This is a genomic window from Treponema bryantii (assembly GCF_900111035.1).
In the GTDB taxonomy this organism is placed as follows: domain Bacteria; phylum Spirochaetota; class Spirochaetia; order Treponematales; family Treponemataceae; genus Treponema_D; species Treponema_D bryantii_C.
Genome location: NZ_FOFU01000001.1, coordinates 15,551 through 40,001 on the forward strand (window position 1 = coordinate 15,551; position 24,451 = coordinate 40,001).

The 24,451-nt window shown below is 39.2% G+C and carries 26 protein-coding genes; all 26 read left to right on the forward strand.

The window, feature by feature from the left end; all coding sequences use genetic code 11:
• Nucleotides 1-13: 13 nt before the first annotated feature.
• The 26 genes from BMY21_RS00090 to BMY21_RS00215 all read left to right on the forward strand — a co-directional run bounded on the left by BMY21_RS00090 (nucleotide 14) and on the right by BMY21_RS00215 (nucleotide 24,337).
• On the forward strand, nucleotides 14-352 hold the full coding sequence (locus tag BMY21_RS00090) for a PspC domain-containing protein (RefSeq protein WP_074639815.1): 339 nt from the start codon (nucleotides 14-16) through the stop codon (nucleotides 350-352).
• 119 nt (nucleotides 353-471) lie between these two features.
• Nucleotides 472-3,513, forward strand: coding sequence for an extracellular solute-binding protein (locus tag BMY21_RS00095; RefSeq protein WP_218141015.1), 3,042 nt, complete (start codon nucleotides 472-474; stop codon nucleotides 3,511-3,513).
• A 13-nt stretch (nucleotides 3,514-3,526) separates the two neighbouring features.
• Entirely contained in the window at nucleotides 3,527-4,465 is a 939-nt protein-coding gene (locus tag BMY21_RS00100; RefSeq protein WP_074639816.1) for a carbohydrate ABC transporter permease, read from the forward strand.
• 15 nt (nucleotides 4,466-4,480) lie between these two features.
• Nucleotides 4,481-5,374 carry a carbohydrate ABC transporter permease gene (locus tag BMY21_RS00105; protein ID WP_218141016.1) on the forward strand — a complete coding sequence of 298 codons (894 nt, stop codon included), beginning with the start codon at nucleotides 4,481-4,483 and terminating at the stop codon, nucleotides 5,372-5,374.
• Nucleotides 5,375-5,378: 4 nt separating this feature from the next.
• The gene (locus BMY21_RS00110; RefSeq protein ID WP_074639818.1) at nucleotides 5,379-6,848 is read left to right on the forward strand and encodes an NHL repeat-containing protein; all 1,470 of its coding nucleotides are present in this window, start codon (nucleotides 5,379-5,381) and stop codon (nucleotides 6,846-6,848) included.
• A complete protein-coding gene (locus BMY21_RS00115; protein ID WP_074639819.1) occupies nucleotides 6,845-7,525 on the forward strand; it encodes a YIP1 family protein in 681 nt (226 codons plus the stop codon). Before BMY21_RS00110 ends, BMY21_RS00115 begins: the two co-directional genes overlap by 4 nt.
• Before the next feature lie 19 nt (nucleotides 7,526-7,544).
• Nucleotides 7,545-10,220 (forward strand): DUF5696 domain-containing protein, encoded by a 2,676-nt coding sequence (locus BMY21_RS00120; RefSeq protein ID WP_074639820.1) that lies wholly within the window; start codon nucleotides 7,545-7,547, stop codon nucleotides 10,218-10,220.
• Nucleotide 10,221: 1 nt separating this feature from the next.
• Entirely contained in the window at nucleotides 10,222-11,133 is a 912-nt protein-coding gene (locus BMY21_RS00125) for a carbohydrate ABC transporter permease (protein WP_074639821.1), read from the forward strand.
• Nucleotides 11,126-12,127 (forward strand): carbohydrate ABC transporter permease, encoded by a 1,002-nt coding sequence (locus BMY21_RS00130; protein ID WP_074639822.1) that lies wholly within the window; start codon nucleotides 11,126-11,128, stop codon nucleotides 12,125-12,127. The genes BMY21_RS00125 and BMY21_RS00130 overlap by 8 nt, the downstream gene beginning before the upstream one ends.
• A gap of 243 nt (nucleotides 12,128-12,370) precedes the next feature.
• Nucleotides 12,371-13,756: an ABC transporter substrate-binding protein gene (locus BMY21_RS00135; protein ID WP_074639823.1), complete on the forward strand. Its 1,386-nt coding sequence runs from the start codon at nucleotides 12,371-12,373 to the stop codon at nucleotides 13,754-13,756.
• A 117-nt stretch (nucleotides 13,757-13,873) separates the two neighbouring features.
• Nucleotides 13,874-15,334 carry an argininosuccinate lyase gene (argH, locus tag BMY21_RS00140; RefSeq protein WP_083379608.1) on the forward strand — a complete coding sequence of 487 codons (1,461 nt, stop codon included), beginning with the start codon at nucleotides 13,874-13,876 and terminating at the stop codon, nucleotides 15,332-15,334.
• Nucleotide 15,335: 1 nt separating this feature from the next.
• Nucleotides 15,336-16,142 (forward strand): amino acid ABC transporter substrate-binding protein, encoded by an 807-nt coding sequence (locus BMY21_RS00145; protein WP_074639824.1) that lies wholly within the window; start codon nucleotides 15,336-15,338, stop codon nucleotides 16,140-16,142.
• Complete coding sequence (locus tag BMY21_RS00150) at nucleotides 16,143-16,820, forward strand: amino acid ABC transporter permease (RefSeq protein ID WP_074639825.1); 678 nt, start codon at nucleotides 16,143-16,145, stop codon at nucleotides 16,818-16,820. It begins immediately after the preceding gene.
• A gap of 10 nt (nucleotides 16,821-16,830) precedes the next feature.
• Nucleotides 16,831-17,586, forward strand: a complete 756-nt coding sequence (locus BMY21_RS00155) for an amino acid ABC transporter ATP-binding protein (RefSeq protein ID WP_074640859.1) — start codon at nucleotides 16,831-16,833, stop codon at nucleotides 17,584-17,586.
• Between the two features lie 114 nt (nucleotides 17,587-17,700).
• Nucleotides 17,701-17,952, forward strand: a complete 252-nt coding sequence (gene rpsP, locus BMY21_RS00160; protein WP_305825903.1) for a 30S ribosomal protein S16 — start codon at nucleotides 17,701-17,703, stop codon at nucleotides 17,950-17,952.
• A 20-nt stretch (nucleotides 17,953-17,972) separates the two neighbouring features.
• Nucleotides 17,973-18,209, forward strand: a complete 237-nt coding sequence (locus BMY21_RS00165) for a KH domain-containing protein (RefSeq protein ID WP_022933403.1) — start codon at nucleotides 17,973-17,975, stop codon at nucleotides 18,207-18,209.
• Nucleotides 18,210-18,224: 15 nt separating this feature from the next.
• A complete protein-coding gene (rimM, locus tag BMY21_RS00170; protein WP_074639826.1) occupies nucleotides 18,225-18,779 on the forward strand; it encodes a ribosome maturation factor RimM in 555 nt (184 codons plus the stop codon).
• A 4-nt stretch (nucleotides 18,780-18,783) separates the two neighbouring features.
• Nucleotides 18,784-19,563: a tRNA (guanosine(37)-N1)-methyltransferase TrmD gene (gene trmD, locus BMY21_RS00175; protein WP_074639827.1), complete on the forward strand. Its 780-nt coding sequence runs from the start codon at nucleotides 18,784-18,786 to the stop codon at nucleotides 19,561-19,563.
• A gap of 11 nt (nucleotides 19,564-19,574) precedes the next feature.
• Complete coding sequence (gene rplS / locus BMY21_RS00180) at nucleotides 19,575-20,039, forward strand: 50S ribosomal protein L19 (RefSeq protein WP_074639828.1); 465 nt, start codon at nucleotides 19,575-19,577, stop codon at nucleotides 20,037-20,039.
• A 144-nt stretch (nucleotides 20,040-20,183) separates the two neighbouring features.
• Complete coding sequence (locus BMY21_RS00185) at nucleotides 20,184-21,239, forward strand: TP0910 N-terminal domain-containing protein (RefSeq protein ID WP_074639829.1); 1,056 nt, start codon at nucleotides 20,184-20,186, stop codon at nucleotides 21,237-21,239.
• Nucleotides 21,236-21,514, forward strand: coding sequence for an EscU/YscU/HrcU family type III secretion system export apparatus switch protein (locus BMY21_RS00190; protein ID WP_074639830.1), 279 nt, complete (start codon nucleotides 21,236-21,238; stop codon nucleotides 21,512-21,514). The genes BMY21_RS00185 and BMY21_RS00190 overlap by 4 nt, the downstream gene beginning before the upstream one ends.
• Nucleotides 21,511-21,867 carry a YraN family protein gene (locus BMY21_RS00195; RefSeq protein WP_074639831.1) on the forward strand — a complete coding sequence of 119 codons (357 nt, stop codon included), beginning with the start codon at nucleotides 21,511-21,513 and terminating at the stop codon, nucleotides 21,865-21,867. The genes BMY21_RS00190 and BMY21_RS00195 overlap by 4 nt, the downstream gene beginning before the upstream one ends.
• A gap of 26 nt (nucleotides 21,868-21,893) precedes the next feature.
• Entirely contained in the window at nucleotides 21,894-22,094 is a 201-nt protein-coding gene (locus BMY21_RS00200) for a hypothetical protein (protein WP_074639832.1), read from the forward strand.
• Between the two features lie 2 nt (nucleotides 22,095-22,096).
• Complete coding sequence (locus BMY21_RS00205; RefSeq protein ID WP_074639833.1) at nucleotides 22,097-22,567, forward strand: hypothetical protein; 471 nt, start codon at nucleotides 22,097-22,099, stop codon at nucleotides 22,565-22,567.
• Between the two features lie 42 nt (nucleotides 22,568-22,609).
• Nucleotides 22,610-23,728, forward strand: coding sequence for an elongation factor P maturation arginine rhamnosyltransferase EarP (earP, locus tag BMY21_RS00210; RefSeq protein WP_074639834.1), 1,119 nt, complete (start codon nucleotides 22,610-22,612; stop codon nucleotides 23,726-23,728).
• Nucleotides 23,729-23,773: 45 nt separating this feature from the next.
• Complete coding sequence (locus BMY21_RS00215; RefSeq protein WP_256210216.1) at nucleotides 23,774-24,337, forward strand: elongation factor P; 564 nt, start codon at nucleotides 23,774-23,776, stop codon at nucleotides 24,335-24,337.
• The last annotated feature ends 114 nt before the right edge of the window (nucleotides 24,338-24,451 follow it).

Sequence of the window (24,451 nt, forward strand, 5' to 3'; positions counted from 1 at the left end):
GGAGATAGATAATATGGAAAAGAAAAGACTGTATAAATCAAGAAAAAATAAGATGATTGGTGGTGTCTGCGGAGGATTAGCAGAATACTTTAATATGGATCCGACAATCGTTCGTATTGTTGCAGCTCTTTTATGTCTGCTCAAGGGTGCAGGATTGATTGTTTATATCATCGCATGTCTTGTAATGCCTTATAATGATGAGGATTTCAGTGAAGATGATGCTGAAAATCTTAAAAGTGCAAATATTGATCCTGAAGAGGTAAAAAAAACAAGTCATAAAAAATCTGAGTCAAAAAATGACGAAAAACTTCATTCTGATGAAGAATTTGACAGCTACTTTAAGAAAGACTAAAAACAGGTAAATTATTACTTAAAAGCCGGTTCCTGAATAAGGGCCGGCTTTTTTTATCATATCCATTAAGAATTTTTTCCTATGGTATAAAAGCTAACTTATGATAAAATAGTAATACTATGGTAGGAATAAAAATTAATAAAACGTTGCGAAATGTTTTAATAGCACTTGTTGTTATTATTCTCATTTTCGCTATCCCGAGCTTTTTTCCTGATAAAGATTATCATGCTAAGTATGATAATTATGATTTATCCACAAATGTTGGGGTCGTTTCTTCTACACGAACTTATTCGGAGTATTTGAAAGAGCATTCTTCGGCTAAGAATCCTAAGAATGAAGTTTCTGTTGATGTTCTGAACTTTGTTGAAGAAAAATCAACTGGTACCCGCGTGGAAAAGAACTACAAAGGAAAAGATGTTGTTATTACAGATGAAGAATCTTCTGTAACTTGGATTGTAGATGTACCGGAAGCTGGCTTCTATAATATCAGTATGGAATATGTTGCCGTTCCTTCTCGAAATGTAAATATGGAACGTATTCTGTATGTAAACGGTGAAATGCCATTTACTGGTGCTGATACCCTTGCTTTTTACAGACTTTGGAAGGATGGCGGCCCTGTAAAATATGATAACCGTGGTAACAGTATCCGTCCAACTCAGGTAGAAGTCTTTGATTATCAGTCTGTATATTTCAAGAGTGATCTTGGCTATGAAGTAGACCCTTATAAAGTATTCTTTAACAAGGGTGAAAATGAAATTACTCTCGAAGCAACTAGTGAACCAATGGCAATCAGTGGTATTAAACTTTGTCCGGTTGTTGTTTATAAAACCTACGAGCAGTATCTTGCAAAACAGAAATCAAATCCTGACAGTTATACAGGAAAAGATATTACAGTTAAGGTTCAGGGAGAGGATTCTGTAGTTCGTTCAGATCCATCTTTGTTTGCCCGCTATGACCGTTCTTCTGCTATTACTGAACCATACAGTACAAAGCAGACAATTTTGAACTACACAGGTGGTGATTCATGGAAGATTCCTGGGCAGTGGATTGAATGGGAGCTTGAAGTTCCTGAAGACGGCTGGTATACAATTTCTTTGAAAGCACGCCAGTTCTTCCAGCGTGGTTATGTAGCATGTCGTTCTGTTTATATTGATGATGAAATTCCTTTTGACGCACTTAAATCAGTAGGCTTCAAATATGATTCTGACTGGCAGTATGCAACTCTTTCAGATGCAGAAAAGAAACCATATAAGTTCTATCTTTCAAAGGGTAAGCATTCAATTAAGCTTGAAGCAACTCTTGGTGAGATTGGACATGTAATTCAGCAGGTTCAGGATTCTGTTTACAGATTGAATCTTATTTATCGTACAATTCTTGTTCTTACTGGTGAACATCCAGATTTGAACCGCGACTATGAAATTCAGAAGGTATATCCGGATGAAGTAGCTGCTATGATGCTCGAAAGCCGCCGCTTGTACAAGCTTATTGACGACTTTGTTGCAATTACCGGTGAAAAATCAAATCAGATTTCTCCTGCCGAGGTTCTTGCAGTTCAGCTTGAACAGTTCTATAAGCATCCTGACAGAATTACAAAAGGTTTTGCAAGCTTTAAGGATAATACAACAACTCTGGCTTCTTCTATGCTCAGCATGACAGAAACAAAGCTTGATATCGACTATATCCAGCTCCAGAGTATCAATGATAAGATTAAAGTAGACCGCTCAAACTTCTTTAAGAACGTTGGTCATGAAATTACTTCATTCGTAAACTCATACTTTTATGATTCTTCTTCTCTTGGTAGTGTTTACAAAGAGGGATCAGATCATCTTATTGAAGTATGGATTGTAACAGGTCGTGATCAGAGCCAGGTTCTTAAGAACATGATTGATGACAGCTTTACTCCAATTTCTGGAATCAATGTAAACGTAAAGCTTATTAAGGTTGAATCACTTCTTAATGCCGTAGTAGCAGGAAACGGACCTGATGTTGTAATTTCAACTTATCAGTCACATCCTGTAGATTATGCTTTGCGTAATGCAAACGTAAACCTTCGCCGTTTTAAAGATTGTGATGAAGTTCTTTCATGGTTTATGCCAAGTGCTTATAAGCCTTATGAATATAATGGTGGTATATATGCGCTTCCTGAGCAGCAGACATTCAACCTTATGTTCTACCGCAAGGATATTCTTGAACAGTTAAAACTTAAGGTTCCTGAAACATGGGAAGAACTTATTGAAATTCTCCCAACTCTTCAGGGTAATAACATTACAATCGGTGTTCCTTATCCAAATATTATTACTCCAGATATGACAACCTTCTATTCGATGGTATATCAGGCTGGTGGACAGATTTATAACAAAGAGGGTAATAAGTCAGTTATTGACAGCGAACCTGGTGTTGCCGCATTCAAAACTTATACAGGCCTTTATAATAGTTATGGAATTCCTACTGTCTATGACTTTATGAGCCGCTTCCGTACAGGTGATATGGCAATCGGTATCGCTAACTATACTACATACAATACAATCGTAGTTGGTGCACCAGAAATCCGTGGCCTCTGGGACTTCACATACCTCCCTGGAACAAAGGATGAAAAGGGAAATATTGATCGTTCTAATATTTCCGGTGGTGTTTGTACAATGATGATTAAGAAGGGAATCGACCTTGATGACCTTGACCTTTCAAATCTTCCTGAGCTTGCTTATAGCGACAATAACGGAAAGACATTTGAAGAAGGCGTAATTCCTGGTATCGATGAAAAGACCTGGAACGAGGTTATGAGAAATGAAACCCGTATGGCTGATTCATGGGAATTCATGAGATGGTGGGTTTCTGCTGATACACAGGTTCGCTTTGGTCGTGAAATGGAAGCTCTTCTTGGTGCTTCTGCCCGCTATGCAACTGCAAACAGAGAAGCTCTCAGACAGCTTTCATGGAACTCAAAACAGATTAAAGTTCTTGAAGATTCTATGCAGGAAACAGTTGGGGTTCCTGAAGTTCCTGGAAGCTACTATACTCCACGCCATATCGTAAATGGTACACGTCGCGTTATCAACGAAAAGGATGATGCACGCGAAACCCTTATTGATTATACACGTAAGATCAATGAAGAGCTTACCCGTAAGCGTCAGGAATTCAACCTTCCTGTTGCAGAGGACTAGTTAGGAGATAATTATGAGTGAAAAGTTAGATAAATATATAGCTAAGAAAAAGCTCGCAATTTCTGATTTAGGCCGTAATATACGTGTAAACAAAGTCTGCTATTTATTCCTTTTACCATATGCAGTTTTGTTTATTACATTCTATGTACTTCCTATGCTGACTTCAATTTATTTTAGTTTTACTAACTATAATATTCTGGAGAAACCGGATTTTATTGGTGCCAGAAACTATCTGAACCTGTTCCTTGAGGATGATGTATTTACAACAGCTGTAAAGAACACTTTCCTTATTGCTATAATTACAGGTCCTGTAGGATACATCATGGCATTCATTTTTGCATGGCTCATCAATGAGCTTCCAAAATGGATTCGTACACTGGTAGTATTCTTCTTCTATGCACCTTCTATTTCAGGAAATGCATACTTTGTATTCAAGACATTGTTCAATGATGATCAGAACGGTTGGCTTAACAGATTCCTTGCAAATATGGGAATTACTAATGCTCCTATTATGTTCCTTACAGATCCTCGGATTGGTATGAAGGTTATTATTCCGATTATCCTCTGGATGTCTCTGGGTACAGGATTCCTTTCGTTCGTTGCCGGTCTTAAAGGTATTGATAAGGCACAGTATGAAGCCGGATATATTGATGGTATTCAGAACCGCTGGCAGGAACTCTGGTTCATTACACTTCCAAATATGAAGCCTATGCTGCTGTTCGGAGCTGTAATGTCAATTACTTCTGCATTCGGTGTTTGTGATGTAACTATGCAGCTTGCCGGATATCCTTCAACAGACTATTACGCACGTACAATTGTTACACACCTTTTCGACTACGGATTTACACGTTTCGAAATGGGTTATGCATCTGCAATTGCAACAGTATTGTTCCTTACAATGATTCTCTGTAACAAGGTTATTCAGAAACTCTTGAACAGAGTAGGACACTAATAGAGGGGGATGAAAATGAGTACTAAAAATATGTATAAAGATCAGACAATTCATCATTATAAATTCCGCCGTAAGCCAAACCGCTCTGTTGGTGGTGATATCGGAATCTACATCTTCCTTGCACTTTGTTCTGCAATGATGGTATTTCCTTTGTTCTTTGCAATCTGTAATGCTCTTAAACCTCTTGATGAAGTTTTGAAGAACCCTCCTACAGTATTGCCAAGAAACCCGACTTTCGATAACTTCTCTGACCTTCTTATTACAATGAGTCAGGGTTGGGTTCCACTTTCACGCTATATCTGGAACACAATTTTCATTACCGTTACAGGTACACTTGGTCATGTTGTTCTTGCTTCTATGGCTGCATATGTACTTGCTAAGTATCGTTTCCCAGGTGGACAGCTCTTCTTCCGTGTTGCTGTTGTTGCACTTATGTTCAGTGGTTATGTAACAGGTATTCCTAACTATTTGATTATGTGTAAGCTTCACATGGTAGATACATACTGGTCATTGATTCTGCCGGCTATCGGTGGTTCTCTTGGACTCTTCCTTATGAAGCAGTTCATGGACGGCTTCCCTATGTCTCTTGTTGAAGCTGCAAAAATTGACGGTGCAAGTGAACTTTTGATTTTCTGGAAGCTTGTAATGCCAAACGTTAAGCCTGCATGGCTTACAATCTCAATCTTCTCTATCCAGAACCTTTGGAACAACGCTCAGGTACAGTACATCTATACTGAAAGCAAGAAAATGCTCCGCTATGCTCTGGATCAGGTAGCACTTGGTGGTATTGCCCGTACAGGTCAGCAGAATGCTGTAATCGTATTTACAATGTCTGTACCGATTGTATTCTTTATCTTCTCTCAGAGTCAGATTATGGAAACAATGGCTACATCAGGACTTAAGGACTAGCGCTATGATGAAACGAAAACTATTATTGATTGCAGGTCTTTTTACTTTATATGCAGGACTTTTTGCAAAAGGTGATACATATATTTATGACTACTGGGGAAAAATGGAAAAGTCTCCGGATGCATATCGTGTATCGCACGTAGTATATGCAGATGATCTGGACCTTGATATCGGATTGAAAAAGCCGTCTTCATTGTTCGCACACGGAAATATGCTTTATGTAGCAGATACAGACAACAGCCGTATCATTCAGCTTGAATATACAAAGCAGAAGACTCTTGAGCTTCGCCGTGTAATTGATCATGTAAATCCTAATGGATTTGACACACCGGAAACTTTGAATCTTCCTGAAGATGTATTTGTTGGAAAAGATGAATCAATCTATATCGCTGATACTAAAAACGGCCGTGTTATCCGCCTTGATCAGAATCTGAATGTTACTCAGCTTCTTAAGGAACCGGATGATCCGACTTACGAGCAGGGAAAAGACTTCCTTCCTACAAAGGTTGTCGCAGATTCTAAGGGCCGTGTTTATGTTTCAGCAAGAAATATCAACAAAGGTTTCTTAAAGTATGAATATGACGGTACTTTCCAGGGCTTCTTTGGTGCAAACGAAGTTGTTTATAACTGGACAGATATGATCTGGAAAAAACTTTCTACTCAGGCTCAGAAAGAAAAAATGGTTCTCTTTGTTCCTGTAGAATATTCAAACTGCTATATAGATAAAGAAGGCTTTATTTATGCCGTTACAAAAACTTTCGAAGAGTGGGATCTTAAGTCAGACAGCGCAAAACCAATCCGTCGTCTTAATGCTCTTGGAAAAGATATTCTTGTTAAGAACGCTGTAAATCTTCCTATTGGTGATGTTCAGTGGGGTAATGCAGCTGGTATCAGTAATCCTTCTAAGTTTACAGATATTACAGTTCTTGATGATGAAGTTTATATCGTAGTTGATGAAAGCCGTGGTCGTCTCTTTGCTTATGACAATCAGGGATACCTTCTGTTTGCTTTTGGTGGCCGTGGTAACGTAGACGGATTCTTCCGTCAGCCAACTTCAGTTGAGCACATCGGTTATGATCTTTTTGTTCTTGATGGACAGAATGCTTCTATTACAGTATTTACACCTACAGATTATGGTAAGCTTATTTATAAGGCAACAGAACAGTTTGCCTGTGGTGAATACGATGCTTCTGCAGAATCATGGTCAAAGGTTCTTGAATATAATGGAAACTACGACCTTGCATACATTGGTCTTGGAAAAGCTTGTCTTCGTCAGAACAAGTACAAGGAAGCAATGGATTATTTCAAGACAAAGCGTGATCGCAGAGACTATTCAAAAGCCTTTAAGTATTACCGCAAAGAATGGATTGAAGCAAATATTGGCTGGATGGTAGGAGTTCTTATTGCAATTATTGTCATAGCCTTTGTTTCAAAAATCGTAAAGAAAATTAAATGGGAGCTTGATTCACTATGAGTTATATAACACGTAAATTAAGTAAATTAGGCAAAAAAGAAACTTATATTCACTTTTTGAATACACTGCGTTATGCTTTGTATGTTATCTTGCATCCCGCAGATGGTTATTGGGATTTGATTCACGCAAAGCGTGGTTCTTATTCTGCAGCCAATTTTATTGTAATTATCACACTTCTTACTCATGTATGGAAGCTACACTTTGCAAGCTTTGTAGTACAGCCAAACGTAAACTGGGAAGAAGTAAATATTCTTATGGAATTTGCTAAGGTTCTTCTTCCTCTGGCAATTTTCTGTATCTGTAACTGGGGTGTAACAACCCTGTTCGATGGTAAGGGACATCTTGGAGACATTTACATGGGTACTGCTTATGCGCTTACTCCGTATGTTCTCATTCAGATTCCAATTATCATTTTGAGTAATTTTGTAACTGTTGAAGAAAGTGCATTCTATTCTGTATTTAATTCACTTTCATTTGTATGGATCGGAATTCTTATCTTTATGGCAATTATGATGATTCATTCCTACAGTTTTGCGAAGACACTTCTGTTCGTGATTTTCACAGCAGCTGGTATGCTGATATTCATTTTTATTATGCTTCTGTTCTTTAGTATGATTTCTCAGGGCGTTGCATATTTTGTTTCTCTTGGACGAGAAGTAATCTTCAGATTGAACTGATGGGTAAGGGGTATTAAAAATGGAAAAAGAAAAGAAGGTAAAAGAACCTAAGGCTCCTAAAGCTCCAAAGGTTAAAAAATCAAAATATCCTGAAGGATATATTGGCCGTCCAAAGCCAATGAAGACTAAGACTTTTGAATTTCATAAGCCAACTGCAAAATTCTGGGTTGGTTTTGGATTCACACTTGCTGTAATCGGCTTCCTTACATATATAGTAATACGCCTTATTCAGGTTGGAAATGCAGTACAGCCTCCTTTAGAGTATTATGAAGCAGAAAAGATTGCAGATACTTATACTCTGGAAAATAATTATCTGAAGTTCGAAATGAATGGTAAAACTACAACCTTTACAGTACTTCAGAAAAATACCGGTAAAGTATGGTATTCAAATCCACAGGGTGCAATGACAGATAAGCTTGCTCTTGTAAAAGAAAAGAACAACATGATGTCTACACTTCTGGTAAAGTATTCTACAGAAAATGGTTCTGATGATACTTATGATACATATACAAACAGTGTTCAGAGAAACTTCTATAACATTGTTAAGAAAGGAAATGAAATTACTGTAAACTATACAGTTGGGCAGATGGACCGTGAGTATATATTCCCTCTCATTATGTATCAGGATGAATTTGATAAATGGACTGAAGGACTTACAAAATCACAGACAAGTGCTGTAGGTCGTGCTTACCACAAATATAATAAAAGTTCTTTCAAGGGATCAGAGCTTTCTGATATGCTTGAAAAGTATCCTGGTATGGAAGATCAGAATCTTTACCTCGTATTTGAAAATGTTCAGACACATGTGAAGGTTCAGATGGAAGAACTTTTTGCAAAACAGGGCTTCACTTATGAAGATTATCTTAAGAACAAAGAGCTTTATAAAGAATCAAATATCAAGGAAGTTCCAGCATTCAATGTTTCAATCACTTATAAGCTTGATGGAAACAATCTTGTTGTAAATGTTCCATTTAATGAGATTTCTTACCGTCTCAAGTATCCTATTACACAGCTTTCTGTTTTACCATATTTCGGAGCAGCAGGTCCTGATGATGAAGGATATATGCTTATTCCAGAAGGTGGTGGTAGCATTATCAACTTTAATAATGGTAAAACAAAGCAGAATGGTTATTATGCTGACTGCTACGGATGGGATTATGCTATGGAGCGTAAGGCTGTAATTACAGAAACACGTGCAGCTTATCCTGTATTCGCTATCAGCTATCCAGACAGCAGTGTTCTTTCTGTAATAGAGAAGGGTGCTGAATATGCTGGTATTACAGCAGAAATTGCCGGAAAGCTTGGCAGCTACAACTATATTCGTGCAGATTATAAGATGCTTCACCGTGAACAGTATGAAGTAACAGCACGAAGCCAGAGTGCACAGTTTGTTTACGAGCCTCAGCTTCCTCAGGAAGAATATATTCAGCAGTCATTTACTTTCGTAGACAGTGGTTCTTATGTAGATATGGCAAAGGCTTACAGAAACAAACTTTTTGCAGGTGCCAAGAAACAGAATGTACAGAATGTTCCTGTTGCTGTAGAAATTGTTGGTGCTATCGAAAAGAAACAGCAGATTGCCGGAATGCCAAAGGTAAGACCTTATAAGCTTACAAGCTATAAAGATGCCGGAAAAATTATTAATGAAATTGATGAACTTGGAATTAAAGATGTTAATTACAAGCTTTCTGGTTTTGTTAATGGTGGTATCCGTCAGAAGTTTATGAATAAAATCAACTTTATTAAGGTTCTTGGTGGAAAATCAGATTTCAAGAAGATGCTTAAGTCTGTTGAAGAAACTTCGGGAAAGCTTTATCTGGATGGTGCAGTTCAGACAGCTTACCGTTCAAATATTTTTGACGGTTTCTTCAGCTACCGCGATGCTGCACGTTTTGTAAGTGATGAGCTTTGTGAACTTTCAGAATATACTCCAATCTGGTACGGTAAAGATCCTGAAAGAGATAATTATTATCTTTTGAATAATAAAAACCGCATTAAGGGGGCTGAAAAGTTCCTTAAGAGTGCTTCAAAAATGAAGCTTGATGGTGTTTCATTCCGTGATAACGGTAATCTTCTTTCTTCAGATTTCAATGACCGTGCTCCTCTTACAAGAGCTCAGGAAACTGCAAATCAGATTGCAAAGTTTGATGAAGCAGCAGAGAAGGGGCTTGCAATTATGATTAATGGTGGAAATGACTATGCAGTAACAAAGGCTGACTTTGTAACAAATATGCCTCTCCATGGAAATCAGTATGCAATTATTGATGGTATAGTTCCATTCTATCAGATTGCATTGCATGGTTATGTAAATTATGCAGGTTCCCCAATTAATCTTGCTTATGAAAAAGATCAGATTCTTCTTGAGTCTGCAGAAGCAGGTGCTGGTCTTCAGTTCTCATTTATTAATGCTTCTGAACGTGATCTTCAGGAAACAAACTATACAGAGTACTATGCTAGTAACTTCGATGAATGGAAGGAGAAACTTTCTGAAGTTTATGAAGAATATAACTCAAAGATGTCTCCTGTAATGAATTCACTTATTAAAAATCATGAGTATGTTTCAGATAACGTAACTAAGACAACTTATGAGAACGGTTATGTAGTTTACGTAAACTTCAGCTATAAGAACTATATTACACCTTCAGGAAAATTTATTCCTGAAAGAGAATACAGAGTAATGAAGGTGGAGGACTAATATGAAGAAAAAAGTCGGATTAATGGGAAGACGTGCAGTATACGGATATCTGTTTATTCTGCCGTTCATTCTTGGATTTGTATTCTTTATGATAAAACCTCTGGCACAGTCACTTCACATGGCTATGTCGGAAGTAGTAATTTCAAACCAGGGATTCCAGCTCAACTGGAATAATTTTGATAACTTTAAGAAGGCTCTGCTTGTAGATGCAGAATTTAATAGAATGCTTGTTGAAGCAATCGGACAGATGGTACTTCGTTCAGCAGCAACTATCGTATTCAGTTTCTTCGTTGCTTTGCTTTTGAATCAGAAATTTAAGGGTAGAACTCTTGCACGTTCTATCTTCTTCCTTGCAGTTATTCTTTCTTCCGGTGTACTTGTAGGTCTTGAATCAAGCAACGCTCTTATGGCTCAGCTTAAGGAAATGATTGAAGAGTCTGGAAATGCAAATACAATTACAGACGTACTTGAAAAGATTCTTGTTTCAGAAGGCTCTGGAGTAAATGGTATCAGTGGTAAGGCATTCAAAACTGTCTTTGAAATTATTGATTCTATTTACGATGTTGCAATGGCTTCTGGTATTCAGATTATTATCTTCCTTTCTGGTCTTCAGAATATTTCTCCAAGTATGTATGAAGCTGCTCAAATGGAAGGTTGTACAGCATGGGAAAGTCTCTGGAAGATTACTGTTCCTATGGTAAGCCCTCTTATGCTTGTGTGTTGGATTTATACAATCGTAGACTTCTTCATGAAGAGTGATAACCAGATTATGACTAAGATTAATACCCAGATGACAGAATTGCTCAATTATGGTTTCAGTTCTGCTATGGCATGGATATACTTTGTTGTATGTATGGCATTAATCGGTATCAGTTCATTGATTATTTCAAAGGTGGTATACAATTATGACTAAGAAAGATAAAGCAAAAAAGAATGTAAATGCCGTTGAAACACGCTCTTTCTGGGAAAGAAATGAAGCATCAAATGGTATTCTTCTGAATGAGACAATCAAAAAATATGCTCTTTCAATCTTTAGAGGAATTCTTCTGTTTGGAATGTGTTTTATGATCATTCAGCCTATTCTGAATAAGATTGCGCTGAGTTTTATGGCAGAACGAGACCTTTATGATACAACAATTATTCTGGTTCCAAAGCACTTTTCTGTAAGTAACTGGAAGATTGCAATGAATCTTCTCAACTATAAGACAACCCTGTTTAATACATTATGGGTTTCTATATTGGTTTCTGTAATTGAAGTTGCAATGTGTAGTGTTGTAGGTTATGGTTTCTCAAGATTTCAGTTCCCTCTTAAGAGATTCTGGTTCTTCTGTGTAATTCTTGTAATCGTAATTCCGCCACAGACAATTTCTACATCTTTGTTCCTTCACTTCCGATATTTCAATCTGTTTGGAGCAACACTTAACCTTCGCGGTTCAATGCTTCCATACATTATGATGTGTCTTGGCTGTATGGGACTTAAAAATGGTCTTTATATCTTTATGATCCGCCAGTTCTTTATGGGCTTCCCGTTTGAGCTTGAAGAGGCTGCTTATGTAGATGGTTGTGGACCTCTTAAGACCTTTGTAAGAATTATGGTTCCTGGTGCAAAACCAATTATTACATCATGCTTCCTGTTCTCTTTTGTATGGCAGTGGACAGATAGCTTCTATTCAAACCTCTTCTTAGGTAAGATTCAGCTGCTTTCCATTCAGCTTACAGGTATCGTAGATAAGTTCGGTATCTATCTTTCAAAGCTGAATGGTGGTTCTGTAGTAGCTCCAATCGGTTACTCAAATGCTATCCTTTCAACAGGTATGCTTCTTGCGATTCTTCCTCTTATTGTTCTCTACATCTTCTGTCAGAGACTGTTCGTAGAAAGCCTTGCAAGCACTGGTGTTAAAATGTAGCCTATAATAGAAGAACCATTAAAAAACGAGCTGCGACAGCAGGTCGTTTTAGGTTCATCGAAAAAATGGCTCAAGCGGCGAGACTATGCGAGCCGCCAATTATCGGAAATCCCCGTTAACACGGGGATTTTTTTATACCTTAGGAGAAATTTCCTATGTAATTTCACCAAAGTGGTGGTATAATTATTTTAATAGGCAATTTGCCGGTTACGGCGTAAATTTATAAAAAAGGAGTATAATTTTATGAAAAAAATTGCACTTTTGGCAATGTCTGCAATGTGTGTTCTCGCACTTGCTGGATGTAGCAAATCTAAAGGTCCTTCTGCAGCAGCTCTTAAGGCAGCTGAGAATGGTGACTATTCTAAACTTCCAGTAGCAAAGAACCCGGCTACAAAGAAAGCTTACGACTTCGGTGGTATGGCTGTAACAATTTATGACTGGTGGTCAAACCCTGATGCTCCAGCAGCTTCTAAGGCAGAAGAAGATCAGAGAGCTTACCGCAAGTACCTCGAAGAAACTTACAACTTCACTCTCATTCAGGACAACTTGAATGCAGGTTGGGGTGGACATCCAGCTGAAGTAGCTAACTACTGTATCACTGGTGGTGATGATGCTCGTATCTTCATCATTGATGGACGTTCAGCATTCTCAGGACTCGCTGCTAACCTTTGGGCAGATGTTTCTAAGACTCCAGATATCGACTGGACAAAGAAAAAGTGGAATAAGGCTGTTCTTGGTGTAATGCCTGGTAAATCATTTGCCGTAGGTATGCCAGAACCACGTCACTGTCTCTTCTTCAACAAGCGCGTTCTTCAGGAAAATGGTTTCGACCCAGATGAACCATACAACCTCCAGAAAGAAGGAAAGTGGACATGGGAAACATTCGAAGAAATGTGTGCTGCTTTGACAAAAGATACAGATAACGATGGTATTATTGACCAGTATGCTCTCTCTGGATTCAACGGAGAATTCGCATGGCCAACAATCTACTCTAACGGTGGACGCATCGTAAATGTTGATTCAAACGGAAAATACTATCTTGATATGAGCGACAACGTTCTTGAAGCTTGGGAATATGTAAGAAGAATCTTCGTAAATTACAATAAACCAGCTGGAGAAGGTGCTAACTGGGACTACTTCAAGGCAGACTTCTTGAGTGGTGCAACAGCATTCTATAACAACCAGGAATATGATGCTCAGGCAAATGGTATGCTTGCTGATATGAAGGATGACTGGGGTATGGTATGTCTTCCACTCGGACCAAAGGGTGATGGAAAATACTTCACACTCAACCAGGATAATATGCTCGTAATTCCTAGCTACTACTCACAGGACAAGGTTAACAAGATTATGAAGATTTACGACTTCTGGTCTGATGATGTACCAGGATATGATGATCCAGATGCTTGGAAGGAATACTACTATTCTTCATTCCGCGATACACGTGCTATCGATGAGACAATGCAGTATATGATGGATAACTCAAAGTCTTGGAACGCTTGGCTGATTCCTGGCTTGAACTACGCTCCACTTTCATGGTCAATCTGTGCAGGTGCTGATGTTCAGGAAACATACGAATCAATGAAGAACGAACTTCAGGCTACAATTGATGAGGTTATGAACAAATAAGTTCAGCCTGTCAAATTGAGTTGATTTGATAAAAAAGGTCGTCGAGAATATCGGCGGCCTTTTTTTTGGATTTCTTTTTACGTTGAAACATGCCCCTATTTTTTATATAATAAAATTATGTCTAATCACGGTACAATTACAAACGATAATCATGCAGCTTTGTGGCACGGACGTTTTCAGGAAGGTCCAGATGCTGATGCTGTTAAATTTGAAACTTCCATAAATGATGATATGCGCATGGCCTTTGTTGATATTATGGGCAGTCAGGCACATGCAAAAATGCTTTATAAATCAGGACTTATTTCTGAAGATGAGCAGAATCAGATTATCAACGGACTTGAATCAATCAAGGATGATTTGAAAAATGACAAACTCAAGGTTGACCTTTCGGCAGAGGATATTCATTCTTTTGTTGAAGCAACCCTTACAGATAGAATAGGTGAGGCTGGTAAAAAAGTTCATACTGGTCGTAGTCGTAATGACCAGATTGCTCTTGATGAAAAACTTTACCTTCGTTATCAGATTAAAAAACTTCAGAAAGAGTTATTAAAACTTATTTCTGTACTTGTAAAAATTGCATCTGAAAATAAAGAAGCTTTAATACCGGGCTTTACACATATGCAGCATGCTCAGCCGGTAACTCTTGCACAGCATGTTTGTGCATGGGCCTGGATGTTTACACGCGATTTTACAAGACTGTCAGATGCAGCAAAGCGTGCAGATTTGTCTCCGATAGGTTCATGTGCTCTTGCTGGAAGTGGACTTCCGTTGAATCGTGAATATGAAGCTTCTCTTCTGGGATTTACAGCTGTTACAGATAACTCTCTTGATTCTGTTTCTGATCGTGATTATTACCTGGAAACAGCATCTGATCTTTCAATCCTGCAGATGCATCTTTCAAGAGCCTGTGAAGAAATTGTTTACTGGGCAACAACAGAATTTAATTTTGTTGATTTGAGCGAAAAATGGTCTACCGGCAGTTCAATAATGCCACAGAAGAAAAATCCGGATTTTGCTGAGCTTATTCGTGGAAAAACAGGCCGTGTGTATGGTGATATGGTTGCACTTTTCACAATGATGAAGGGGCTTCCTCTAGCATACGACCGTGATATGCAGGAAGATAAATCAAGTTTCTTTGAAGCTTACGATACTGTTATTTCTAGTGTTCGTATCTTTGCTGAGATGATTCGTACTGCAAAGTGGAATACAAGCGTTATGGCAGCTGGCTGTGACGGAGGTTATCTCAACGCAACAGATGTTGCAGATTATCTTGTTCGCAAGGGACTTCCATTCCGTACAGCACATGGTGTTTCTGCAGGACTTGTTCGTATTGCAATTGAAAAGAACTGCAAACTTGAAGAACTGGACTTCAGTGAATACGAAAAGGCATCTCCACTTTTTGAAAAAGATATTTTTGATTTGATCACACCTGAAAAATGTGTTGAAATCAGAAAGACAACAGGCGGGCCTGCTCCATCTGAGGTGCAGAAACAGATAGATAAGCTTTCGGCTTTTATTAAGGATAATACATCAGCGGAAGAAGATTCCATTGATGATTTTATTTATACAGGAGTATAACATGAAAAAAACTATTGTTGCTGCCCTTATAATGGCAGCTCTTGTTGCAGTTACAGGCTGTAAGAAAACAAATAAGAAAACTGGAGAAAATGCAGTGGATGCACTTAAGGCTCGCGGTACATTTGTACTCGGACTTGATGATTCATTTCCACCTCTTGGATTCAGAAATGATAATAATGAAATTGTAGGTTATGATATTGACCTTGCAAAAGAAGTTGCAAAACGTCTTGGAGTAGATTTCCGTGCACAGCCAATTGACTGGGATGCAAAGGAGATGGAACTTGAGACAGGAAAAATTGACTGTATCTGGAACGGCTTTACAATTACAGATGAAAGAAAAAATGCCCTTTCTTTTACAGAAGCTTATTTGAATAATGATCAGATACTTGTAGTACGTGTTGATAGTGGAATCAATTCGCTTTCAGATGTTTCTGGAAAAATCATTGGTATTCAGAGCGGTTCAAGTGCTCAGGAAGCTGTAGATGATAACGCATCATTCTCTTCTTCTATCTCAAAACTCATTATGTTCAAGGATAACATTACAGCTTTGAACGACCTTGATATTGGTGGTGTTGATGGAGTTGTAATGGATAGCGTTGTTGCTAATTATTCAATTGCACAGACTAAAAAGCCATTTAAAGTAATCAATGAGTCACTTGCAAATGAAGGTTATGGTATTGGTTTCAGAAAATCTGAACCTGAGTTACGCGATGCTGTATGGGAAATCTTAAAAGAAATGCAGAAAGATGGAACTGTAACAGCAATCAGCCAGAGATGGTTCGGACGCGATATTTCTACAATTAAATAAATGTCAGATAGATATATCAAAATGCTTCAGGCGATGTTGAATGGTTCTGTAACATCGCTTGAAGTTTTTTTTCTCACAATAATATTTTCAATTCCACTTGCTTTACCTATTGCCTTGAGCAGAATGTCTAAACATAAGCTGCTTTCAGGCTGTACAAATGTATTTCTTCTGATAATCCGTGGAACTCCGCTTATGCTTCAGCTCCTGGTTGTATATTTTGGACCAGGTCTCTTTATACGCTGGCTTCAGTCTCTTGGATATGTCGTTACTTTCCGATGGAACCGTTTTGTTGCGGCTATTGTAGCTCTTTCTGTCAATTATGCTGCTTATTTTGCAGAGATTTACCGTGGCGGTATTGAATCAATTCCAAAGGGGCAGCATGAAGCTGCAAAGGTTTTAGGTTATACTCCCGCACAGACTTTTTTCAGAATAATTCTGCCTCAGGTAATAAAGCGGATTGTTCCTGCGATGGGTAATGAAGTAATTACACTTGTAAAAGATACTGCACTGGTTTCTGTAATTGGTGTAAGTGAGCTTCTGATGGTTGCCAAGGAAAGACAGGGAGCTATGTTCTCATTTATCCCGCTGTTTATAGCCGGAGTATTCTATTTTATTATGAACTGGGTGGTATCCATCGGGTTCAGACAGCTGGAAAAAAAGCTGAGTTATTATAATTGATGTGATTGATATGGATGAAATAATCAGAGTTGAAAATATAAAAAAGACATTCTGCAATAACCTTGAAATCTTAAAAGGAATTTCTTTTTCTGTAGAGAAGGGTGAGGTATTGAGCATTATCGGACCAAGTGGTTCGGGTAAATCTACAATGCTCCGCTGTATTTCTCAGCTGGAAACTGTTACAGACGGAACTATAAAAATCTGTGGAAAAACTCTTGTTGAAAATGGAGTGTATGCAGACAAAAAGACTCGGCATGAAATAATTTTGAAGAGTGGTCTGGTATTTCAGAATTTTAATCTTTTTCCTCATTATTCAGTTCTGAAAAATGTAACAGAAGCGCAGATAAGAGTTCTTAAAAAATCCAGAGAGGAAGCAGAATCTGTTGCAATGGAGTTTCTGGACCGCATGGGCCTTGCCGCAAAAGCAGACGCATATCCTTGTGAGCTTTCCGGCGGTCAGCAGCAGAGAGTGTCTATTGCACGTGCACTTGCCTTAAAGCCAGAGGTTCTTCTTTTTGATGAACCGACATCTGCTCTTGATCCTGAGCTTACTGGTGAGATTCTTGCTGTAATAAAGGAACTTGCTGCAGAAAAAATGACAATGGTTGTAGTTACACATGAAATGTCTTTTGCCCGCGATATATCAAGCCATATTATCTTTATGGATGGTGGAGTTATTGTGGAAGAAGGTGCTCCAGAGGATGTAATCAATAATCCTAAAGTCGAGAGAACTAAAGCATTCTTATCTCGTTTTTCGAACGTGTAAGCCTTGAATAAAATCTAAAAATCATATAAAATACTGACCTAATATACACAATAGGCGTTTTTATGCCCTTAATAGTAAAAATTTGGCACTGGAAACAGCGCCATGGAGGATATAATGGTCAAAATCAGACTTAAGAGATTTGGTGCAGCTAAGCGTCCATGCTACCGTGTAGTCGTTCAGGACTCACAGAAGCCACGTGACGGCGTTTGTATCGAAGAAATTGGAACTTTCATGCCAATCGCGCAGGAAAAGGATCAGGTTTCTATCGATTTGGAACGTGCAAAGTACTGGATCAGCGTTGGTGCACAGCCTACAGACATCGTTAAGAAGTTGATGAATCGCCAGGCTGCTAAGAAGGCAGAATAGTTTACAGAGAGGCTAGAAAAATGGAAAAAGACCTGATTGAATACATCGCAAAATCATTGGTCGATGATCCGTCAGCTGTATCTGTAAATGAAACTGAAGGCGAGAAGGGCATGGTGCTCCAGCTCAGAGTGGCAGATGGAGACATCGGCAAGGTTATCGGTAAATACGGTAGAATTGCAAAAGCCATGAGAACAGTTCTGAGTGCATCAGCAGTAAAAGACGGTAAACGCTACAGTCTTGATATTCTTGATAACTAGTTAGGAATATTGCTGATGGAAAAAGCACAACTTGTGGTTGGGTTCATTCGAGGAACTCACGGTTTTTCGGGTGAATGTAAGGTTGAGAGTGCCTCTGGAGAATATGAGCATCTGCTCGATTTGAAGGAAGTTACTTTAGTGCATGGCGACCAGCAGAGAGAAGCAAAGGTTGAATCGGTTTCTCTTGGAAATGCAGTTGCTTATGTTAAGTTTGAGGGTATTGATTCTGATGAGGCTGTATTAAAGTACCGCCACTGGGGAATTAAAGTACCACGAAAATACTGCAAGCCTTTGAATAAAGACGAGTGGTATGTTGAGGATTTACGAAATTGTTCCCTTATTTATGAAGGGAAGGACGCTCCGGCAACGTTGATTGCACCAGGCAGCAAATATGCTGTAATAGGAACAATCACAGACGTAATGGAAGGCGGCGGGGGTAACTTGTTAGAAGTGTCACTCGCCGAGAGTTGTGACCGAAAGGTTCTTGTTCCTTTCAATAAAGAATTTATTGGTAAGGTTGATATTAAGAACAAAACGGTGCAATTGATGCACCTCTGGATTCTGGAGTAATTCCATGAAATTTACTGTGCTGACCTTATTTCCAGATATCGTTAGGGCTTTTTTTGAAAACTCAATCATGGCCAAAGCGGTAGAAAAGGAAATTATTGCTTACGATCTGGTGAACATCAGAGATTTTGCTACTGATAAACACCATACCTGTGATGACGGAACGTATGGAGGCGGCGCTGGCCAGCTTATGATGCCAGAGCCACTCGGAAAGGCACTTGATAGTGTAAATGCCCGCAGAAAGTACGTAATTTATGTAACACCGAGCGGAAAACAGCTTACACAGAAAATTGCCGAAGAACTTAGTCACAAAGACGAACTTGTATTCATCTGTGGAAGATACGAAGGTATTGACCAGAGAATCATCGATTCTTACGTTGACGCAGAAATCTCCATTGGAGATTATGTAATGTCATCTGGAGAAGTGGCTGCAACAGTTGTTATAGACACTGTTTACCGCCTTGTAGACGGAGTTATTTCTCACGAATCGCTTGAAGAAGAAAGTTATTGTGACGGACTTTTGGAGTACCCTCAGTATACTCATCCTGAAGAATGGAAGGGTATGAAGGTTCCACCGGTTTTACTTAGTGGTAATCATGAGGAAATCCGAAAGTGGCGGCTTAGAAAGCGGCTGATGAAGACAATGGCAAACAGACCGGATTTAATTCGCGATGCTCGCATGAAAGGTCAGCTTACTGAAGAAGCCGAAAAGATGATTGAGGAAATAACCGAATCTTTCTTTGCTAAACATCAGAAAAAGAAAAAGGCAAAGAAGGTGCAAAACTAAAGGAGATCACTATGGATCTTATTAAGACTATCGAAGAAACACAGAAGCGTCCTGGAGCACAGGGCTTCAATGTTGGTGATACTGTAAAAGTTTACTTCAAGATTATCGAAGGTAAAACAGAGCGTATCCAGGTTTATGAAGGAATCGTTCTCTGCAAGAAGAACGAAGGTGCACGCGAGACTTTCACTGTTCGTAAGATTTCTTACGGTGTAGGTGTAGAACGTGTATTCCCTTATAACAGCCCACGTATCGTAAAGGTTGACGTAGTTCGCCCTGGTAAGGTACGCCGCTCTAAGCTTTACTACCTCCGCGATAAGGTAGGTAAGAGCGCTAAGGTTAAGACTCTTGTTGGTGGAAAGATTGCTGCTGAAATCGCTGCTCGTAACGCACGCGCTGAAGCTGCAGCTGCTGCTACAGAAGCTCAGATTAAGGAAGAGCGCAAAGAAGCTGCTGAAGCAAAGAACAACGCTCAGTAATTTCAAGCTCGTGTCGTTGCGAGGCGCTTATCGACGAAGCAATCTATAAAATGGATTGCTTCACCTTCGGTTCGCAATGACGGATTTTATAAAGATAGGACTTCCAGTCTTGGAAGTCCTATTTTTTTTAACTATAATTATCTTATGGAATTTAATGCGGCAAATATCAATTCAACTGCGGCGGCAGGAACTTCCAGAACGCGGCCGGTCTCAGCTCATAAGGTACTAACCGAAGGTTCCTCTGTTCCTGTGCGCGTAACGCGTGGTCTTGGTGGAGGCCGATATGAAGGTTTTGTCGCTGGTGTAAAAGTAAGTTTTAGTTCTGAACGTGCATTAAAGACCGGAGATACTTTTTCTGCTATAGTCAGTGGTAGAGATGGAAAAATCATACTGACTCCCCAGTCTCAGACAGGCGCAATCTTGCAGAATATCGATTTTCAGATGAATGAAATGACATCCAACCGGCTTGCTTCTCTTTTACAGAGTGCAGGTCTTTCTTCGGATATTCTTTCTTCTTCCATTTTTCAGATGTTTACCCAGACAGGTCTTAAACTTGATTCTCAGATGCTGAGTCGTATAAGGAGTCTTGCCCTTCGTTTTAGTGGAAAAGAAAAATCGGCTGCAGAAATTCTTGTAATGCTTGCAGAAAAAGGGCTTAATGCAGATGAAGATGAAATAAAAGAACTTTTGCTGCAGCTTTCCGGAGATTTGTCCTGGGATGATAGTGGAAAAAAGGGGCGGGGTAATCAGTCAAATCAAAATCAGAAAAAACTTATAAATAGAATAAACGGTGCAGAAGGTGCCTGGTATATTTTTCCATTTGAGCTTGTGCAGTATGAGGGAGGAATGATTTCTTCAGATAATGCAAGATCTGTGCTTGGAAGTGGTAATCTTAGGCTTTTATTTGATTCAGGAAAAATATTGAAACTGATGAATCTGGACTGCAGATATAATGGAAAAAGATATCTGTTTAGTCTTGTTTATGAATCTGGCCGGTGTAAAAATGTTCGTTTTAATGTTTCTGAAGGGGATTACTCTAATACCGGCAATTATAATCAGAAAGATATAGCTGATAAATTAAAGAAAATGTTTATTGCTGCTGATATGAGTGGAATAAATATTTCAGAAGCTGAAATTAGTGATATGGAAGGAAATGCAAGCGGACTTGAAAATTTTTATACTTTCGGAGGTGTGGTATGAGTGAAAATCAGAAAAAGCGTGCCATAGCCTTGAAATATCCCGAAGGTGTAGAAGCTCCGGTTATAATGGCTAAAGGAGAGGGACGCACTGCAGAGTTTATGATAGCAGAAGCAGAAAAAGCCGGCATTCATATTGCTGAGGACGCTGTTCTTGTAGATCTTCTTGGAATGAATGAGGTTGGAACTGTTGTTCCTGAATCAGCCTGGAAAGCACTTTCTGTTATTTTTTCATTTATTATTTCTGAGGAAGAACTTAAACGCAGGAGTGCTGAATGAATACAAAGCAGATCGGAGATAATGGTGAAAACCGAGCTGTAGAATATCTTATCTCAAATGGATTTGCAATAATTGAGCGTAACTGGCGGACAAAGGGCGGAGAAGTTGATATAATAGCATTTAAGAATGATACGATTGTGTTTGTGGAGGTAAAAACGCTTCCAAACGGCACAATAGATATGATTCAGAGGGAGTTAAATTACCAGAAACGTCAAAGAATCATAAAAACATCTAAACGTTTTCTGTTAAAACATCGACAATATAGTAACAGTTACATCAGATTTGATGTAATTGTTATTGATATGCCCGGCTTAGAGCCCGTATATCATATTGAAAATGCATTTACAGAGTAATAACGCGTAGTTTTTAGGGAGATTTTATGATTTCTGGTGGAAAATCTACAGGGGCAGCAACTCTTGTTCTTGAACGGACCGAAACTGTCGATCTGTCTCCAAGAATACTGGAGTTAAGGGAGAAAATTCAAAATCAGGAATATCTTGATAATGCAATTCAAAGAATTGCACAGGTTATTAGTAATCATCTGATTGATGATCCTGATGAATTGAAATTCCGGGATTAATTATGGATAGACGTCGCAATAGAAAACATTCGAACAACTGGAATAATCAGAAAAGAAATAATGAGCAGTCTCGCGAAAATAAACAGAAGTCTTTTCAGTTTAACAAGGCTTTATATGAAGACCAGGATGCTGAAAGACAGAGATTAGCAGCTATTCAGGATGTTAAGGCACGTGAAATCATCTGTCCAAAATGCGGACAGCCGATTACTGACATTGCCAGTGCTATTGCTGATAAGACTACCGGACAGCCTCTTCATTTTGACTGTGTTCTGAATCAGGTAAAGCAGTCTGAGCCTACCGGAGAAAATGAAAAAGTAGCTTATATTGGTCAGGGACGTTTTGCAGTTCTTCAGTATGAAAATATCCGTGATCAGCGTCATTTTACAATCAAAAAAATAATCGAATGGGAAAACCGCGAAGAGCAGTCTCAATGGCGCGAAGAACTTAGCGGATTATATAGTAAAATCAATTAATAGATTGCCACGCCTTCGGCTCGCAATGACAATGGTGCTCCCATGTATATAACTATTCTGTGCAAGGTGGTAGATAACTTCGGAGACATCGGAGTTGTTTACCGTCTTTCAAAACAGCTTAAAAAAATCAATCCAGAAAATCAGATTAACCTCGTTGTTGATGATCTTATTAGTTTTAATAAGATTTGTAATCTTGTGCAGTGTGATGTAAGTGAGCAGGAAGTTGAAGGGCTTCGGGTTTTTAACTGGAATGCTGCGGATTATTGTCATGAGGCGTTTAGTCGTAATGACGGCGAGTTGATGCCGGTTATTCTTGAATGCTTTCAGTGCGGACGGCCGGACTGGATGGAAAAGATTTTATTCGAAGAAAAACTTTCGCGCACTGTTCACATTATTATGATAGATTATTTGACAGCAGAGCAGTATTCCGAGGACTTTCACTGTCTTCAGTCGCTTACCCGAAGTGCAAAGGTTCAGAAGGTGAACTTTATGCCGGGGTTTACTGAGAAAACCGGCGGGCTTGTAATTGAAGAAGAATGGCATGAGGTGCCGGAGCGTAAGGCTGATGGGCCGGTGCTTGTGTTTACGTATGAGAAGGACTGGCGGGATCTGGTGGACGGGTGGTTGAGCGCTCGTAGTGCGATCCCGCCTTATGAGCCGAAACTTCTCGTTGCACAGGGGCGCGGCAAGGAAAGTTTTATGTCTGCCGTGAAGGCTTGTGGCGCGGACGGCCTTGTAGAAGAACTTCCGTATTTGAATCAGACTGAATGGGATAAGGTTATGAAGTCCTGTTCAGCCCTTGTAATTCGTGGCGAGGAATCTATGTCGCGTGCCTGTCTTTCGGGTATTCCGTTTATCTGGCACGCTTATCCGCAAAGCGATGAATATCAGCTTGTGAAGGTGAATGCGCTCCTGGAGCGTATGAGACGGCATTTTTCAGAAGAAGATTTTGAAATCGTTGAACGTACCTGGCTAGATATAAATTCTCCGTCAGAGCCGTCATTGCGAGGAGAGGAGCGACGAAGCAATCCATATTCAGACTTCTTTTCTGCTGTTGACCACCTTGCTCCGTCTTTTTATGACTTTGCATGCTCTCTCAGAAAAAACGGTGACCTCGCTGCTAACTTAATGACATACATTGAAAAACTTGCTATAATATAGAAACTATTATTGTAAATTCTTTTTTAGAGGTTTTATATTATGTTAATGACATCACAGTTAAAAGTTGGAACAGCCTTCATGTATGAAGGTAATGCTCTTATCGTTCAGAAGATGCTCGGACAGCGTTCAGGTCGTGCCGGAATGGTTACAAGCTTCCGTGTAAAGAACCTTGTTACAAACTCAACAATGGATCTCGGTATTGATGCAGGTGAAAAGTTTGATGAAGTAGATCTTGAATCACACGTAACAAAGCTTTCTTATATTGACGGCGACACATTTGTATTCATGGATCAGGATACATATGAGCAGTTCGAACTTGCTAAGGAAGACCTTGGTGACTATGCAGGATACATCACTCCAGATGATGACCTCGAAGTAAACCTTACATTCTACGAAGGAAAGCCAGTAGGTATCGATCTTCCAGTTCGCGTTACACGTACAGTAACTTACTGTGAGCCAGGTGTTAAGGGTGATACTTCTGGAAAGTCTTTGAAGCCTGCTACACTTGATACAGGAATCGAAGTTCGCGTTCCATTGTTCATCAACACAGACGACAGAATCGTAATCGATACACGCGACGGATCATTCCTCGAGCGTGCTAAGAACTAAGCTTCTAACAGCTCAGAGGCAAGCTGTACTTGCCGACTTGTATAAGACCGCATGGTGATAATACCTGCGGTCTATTTTTTTTAATTTGCGAAATGCTTATATGTATGTTAAAAT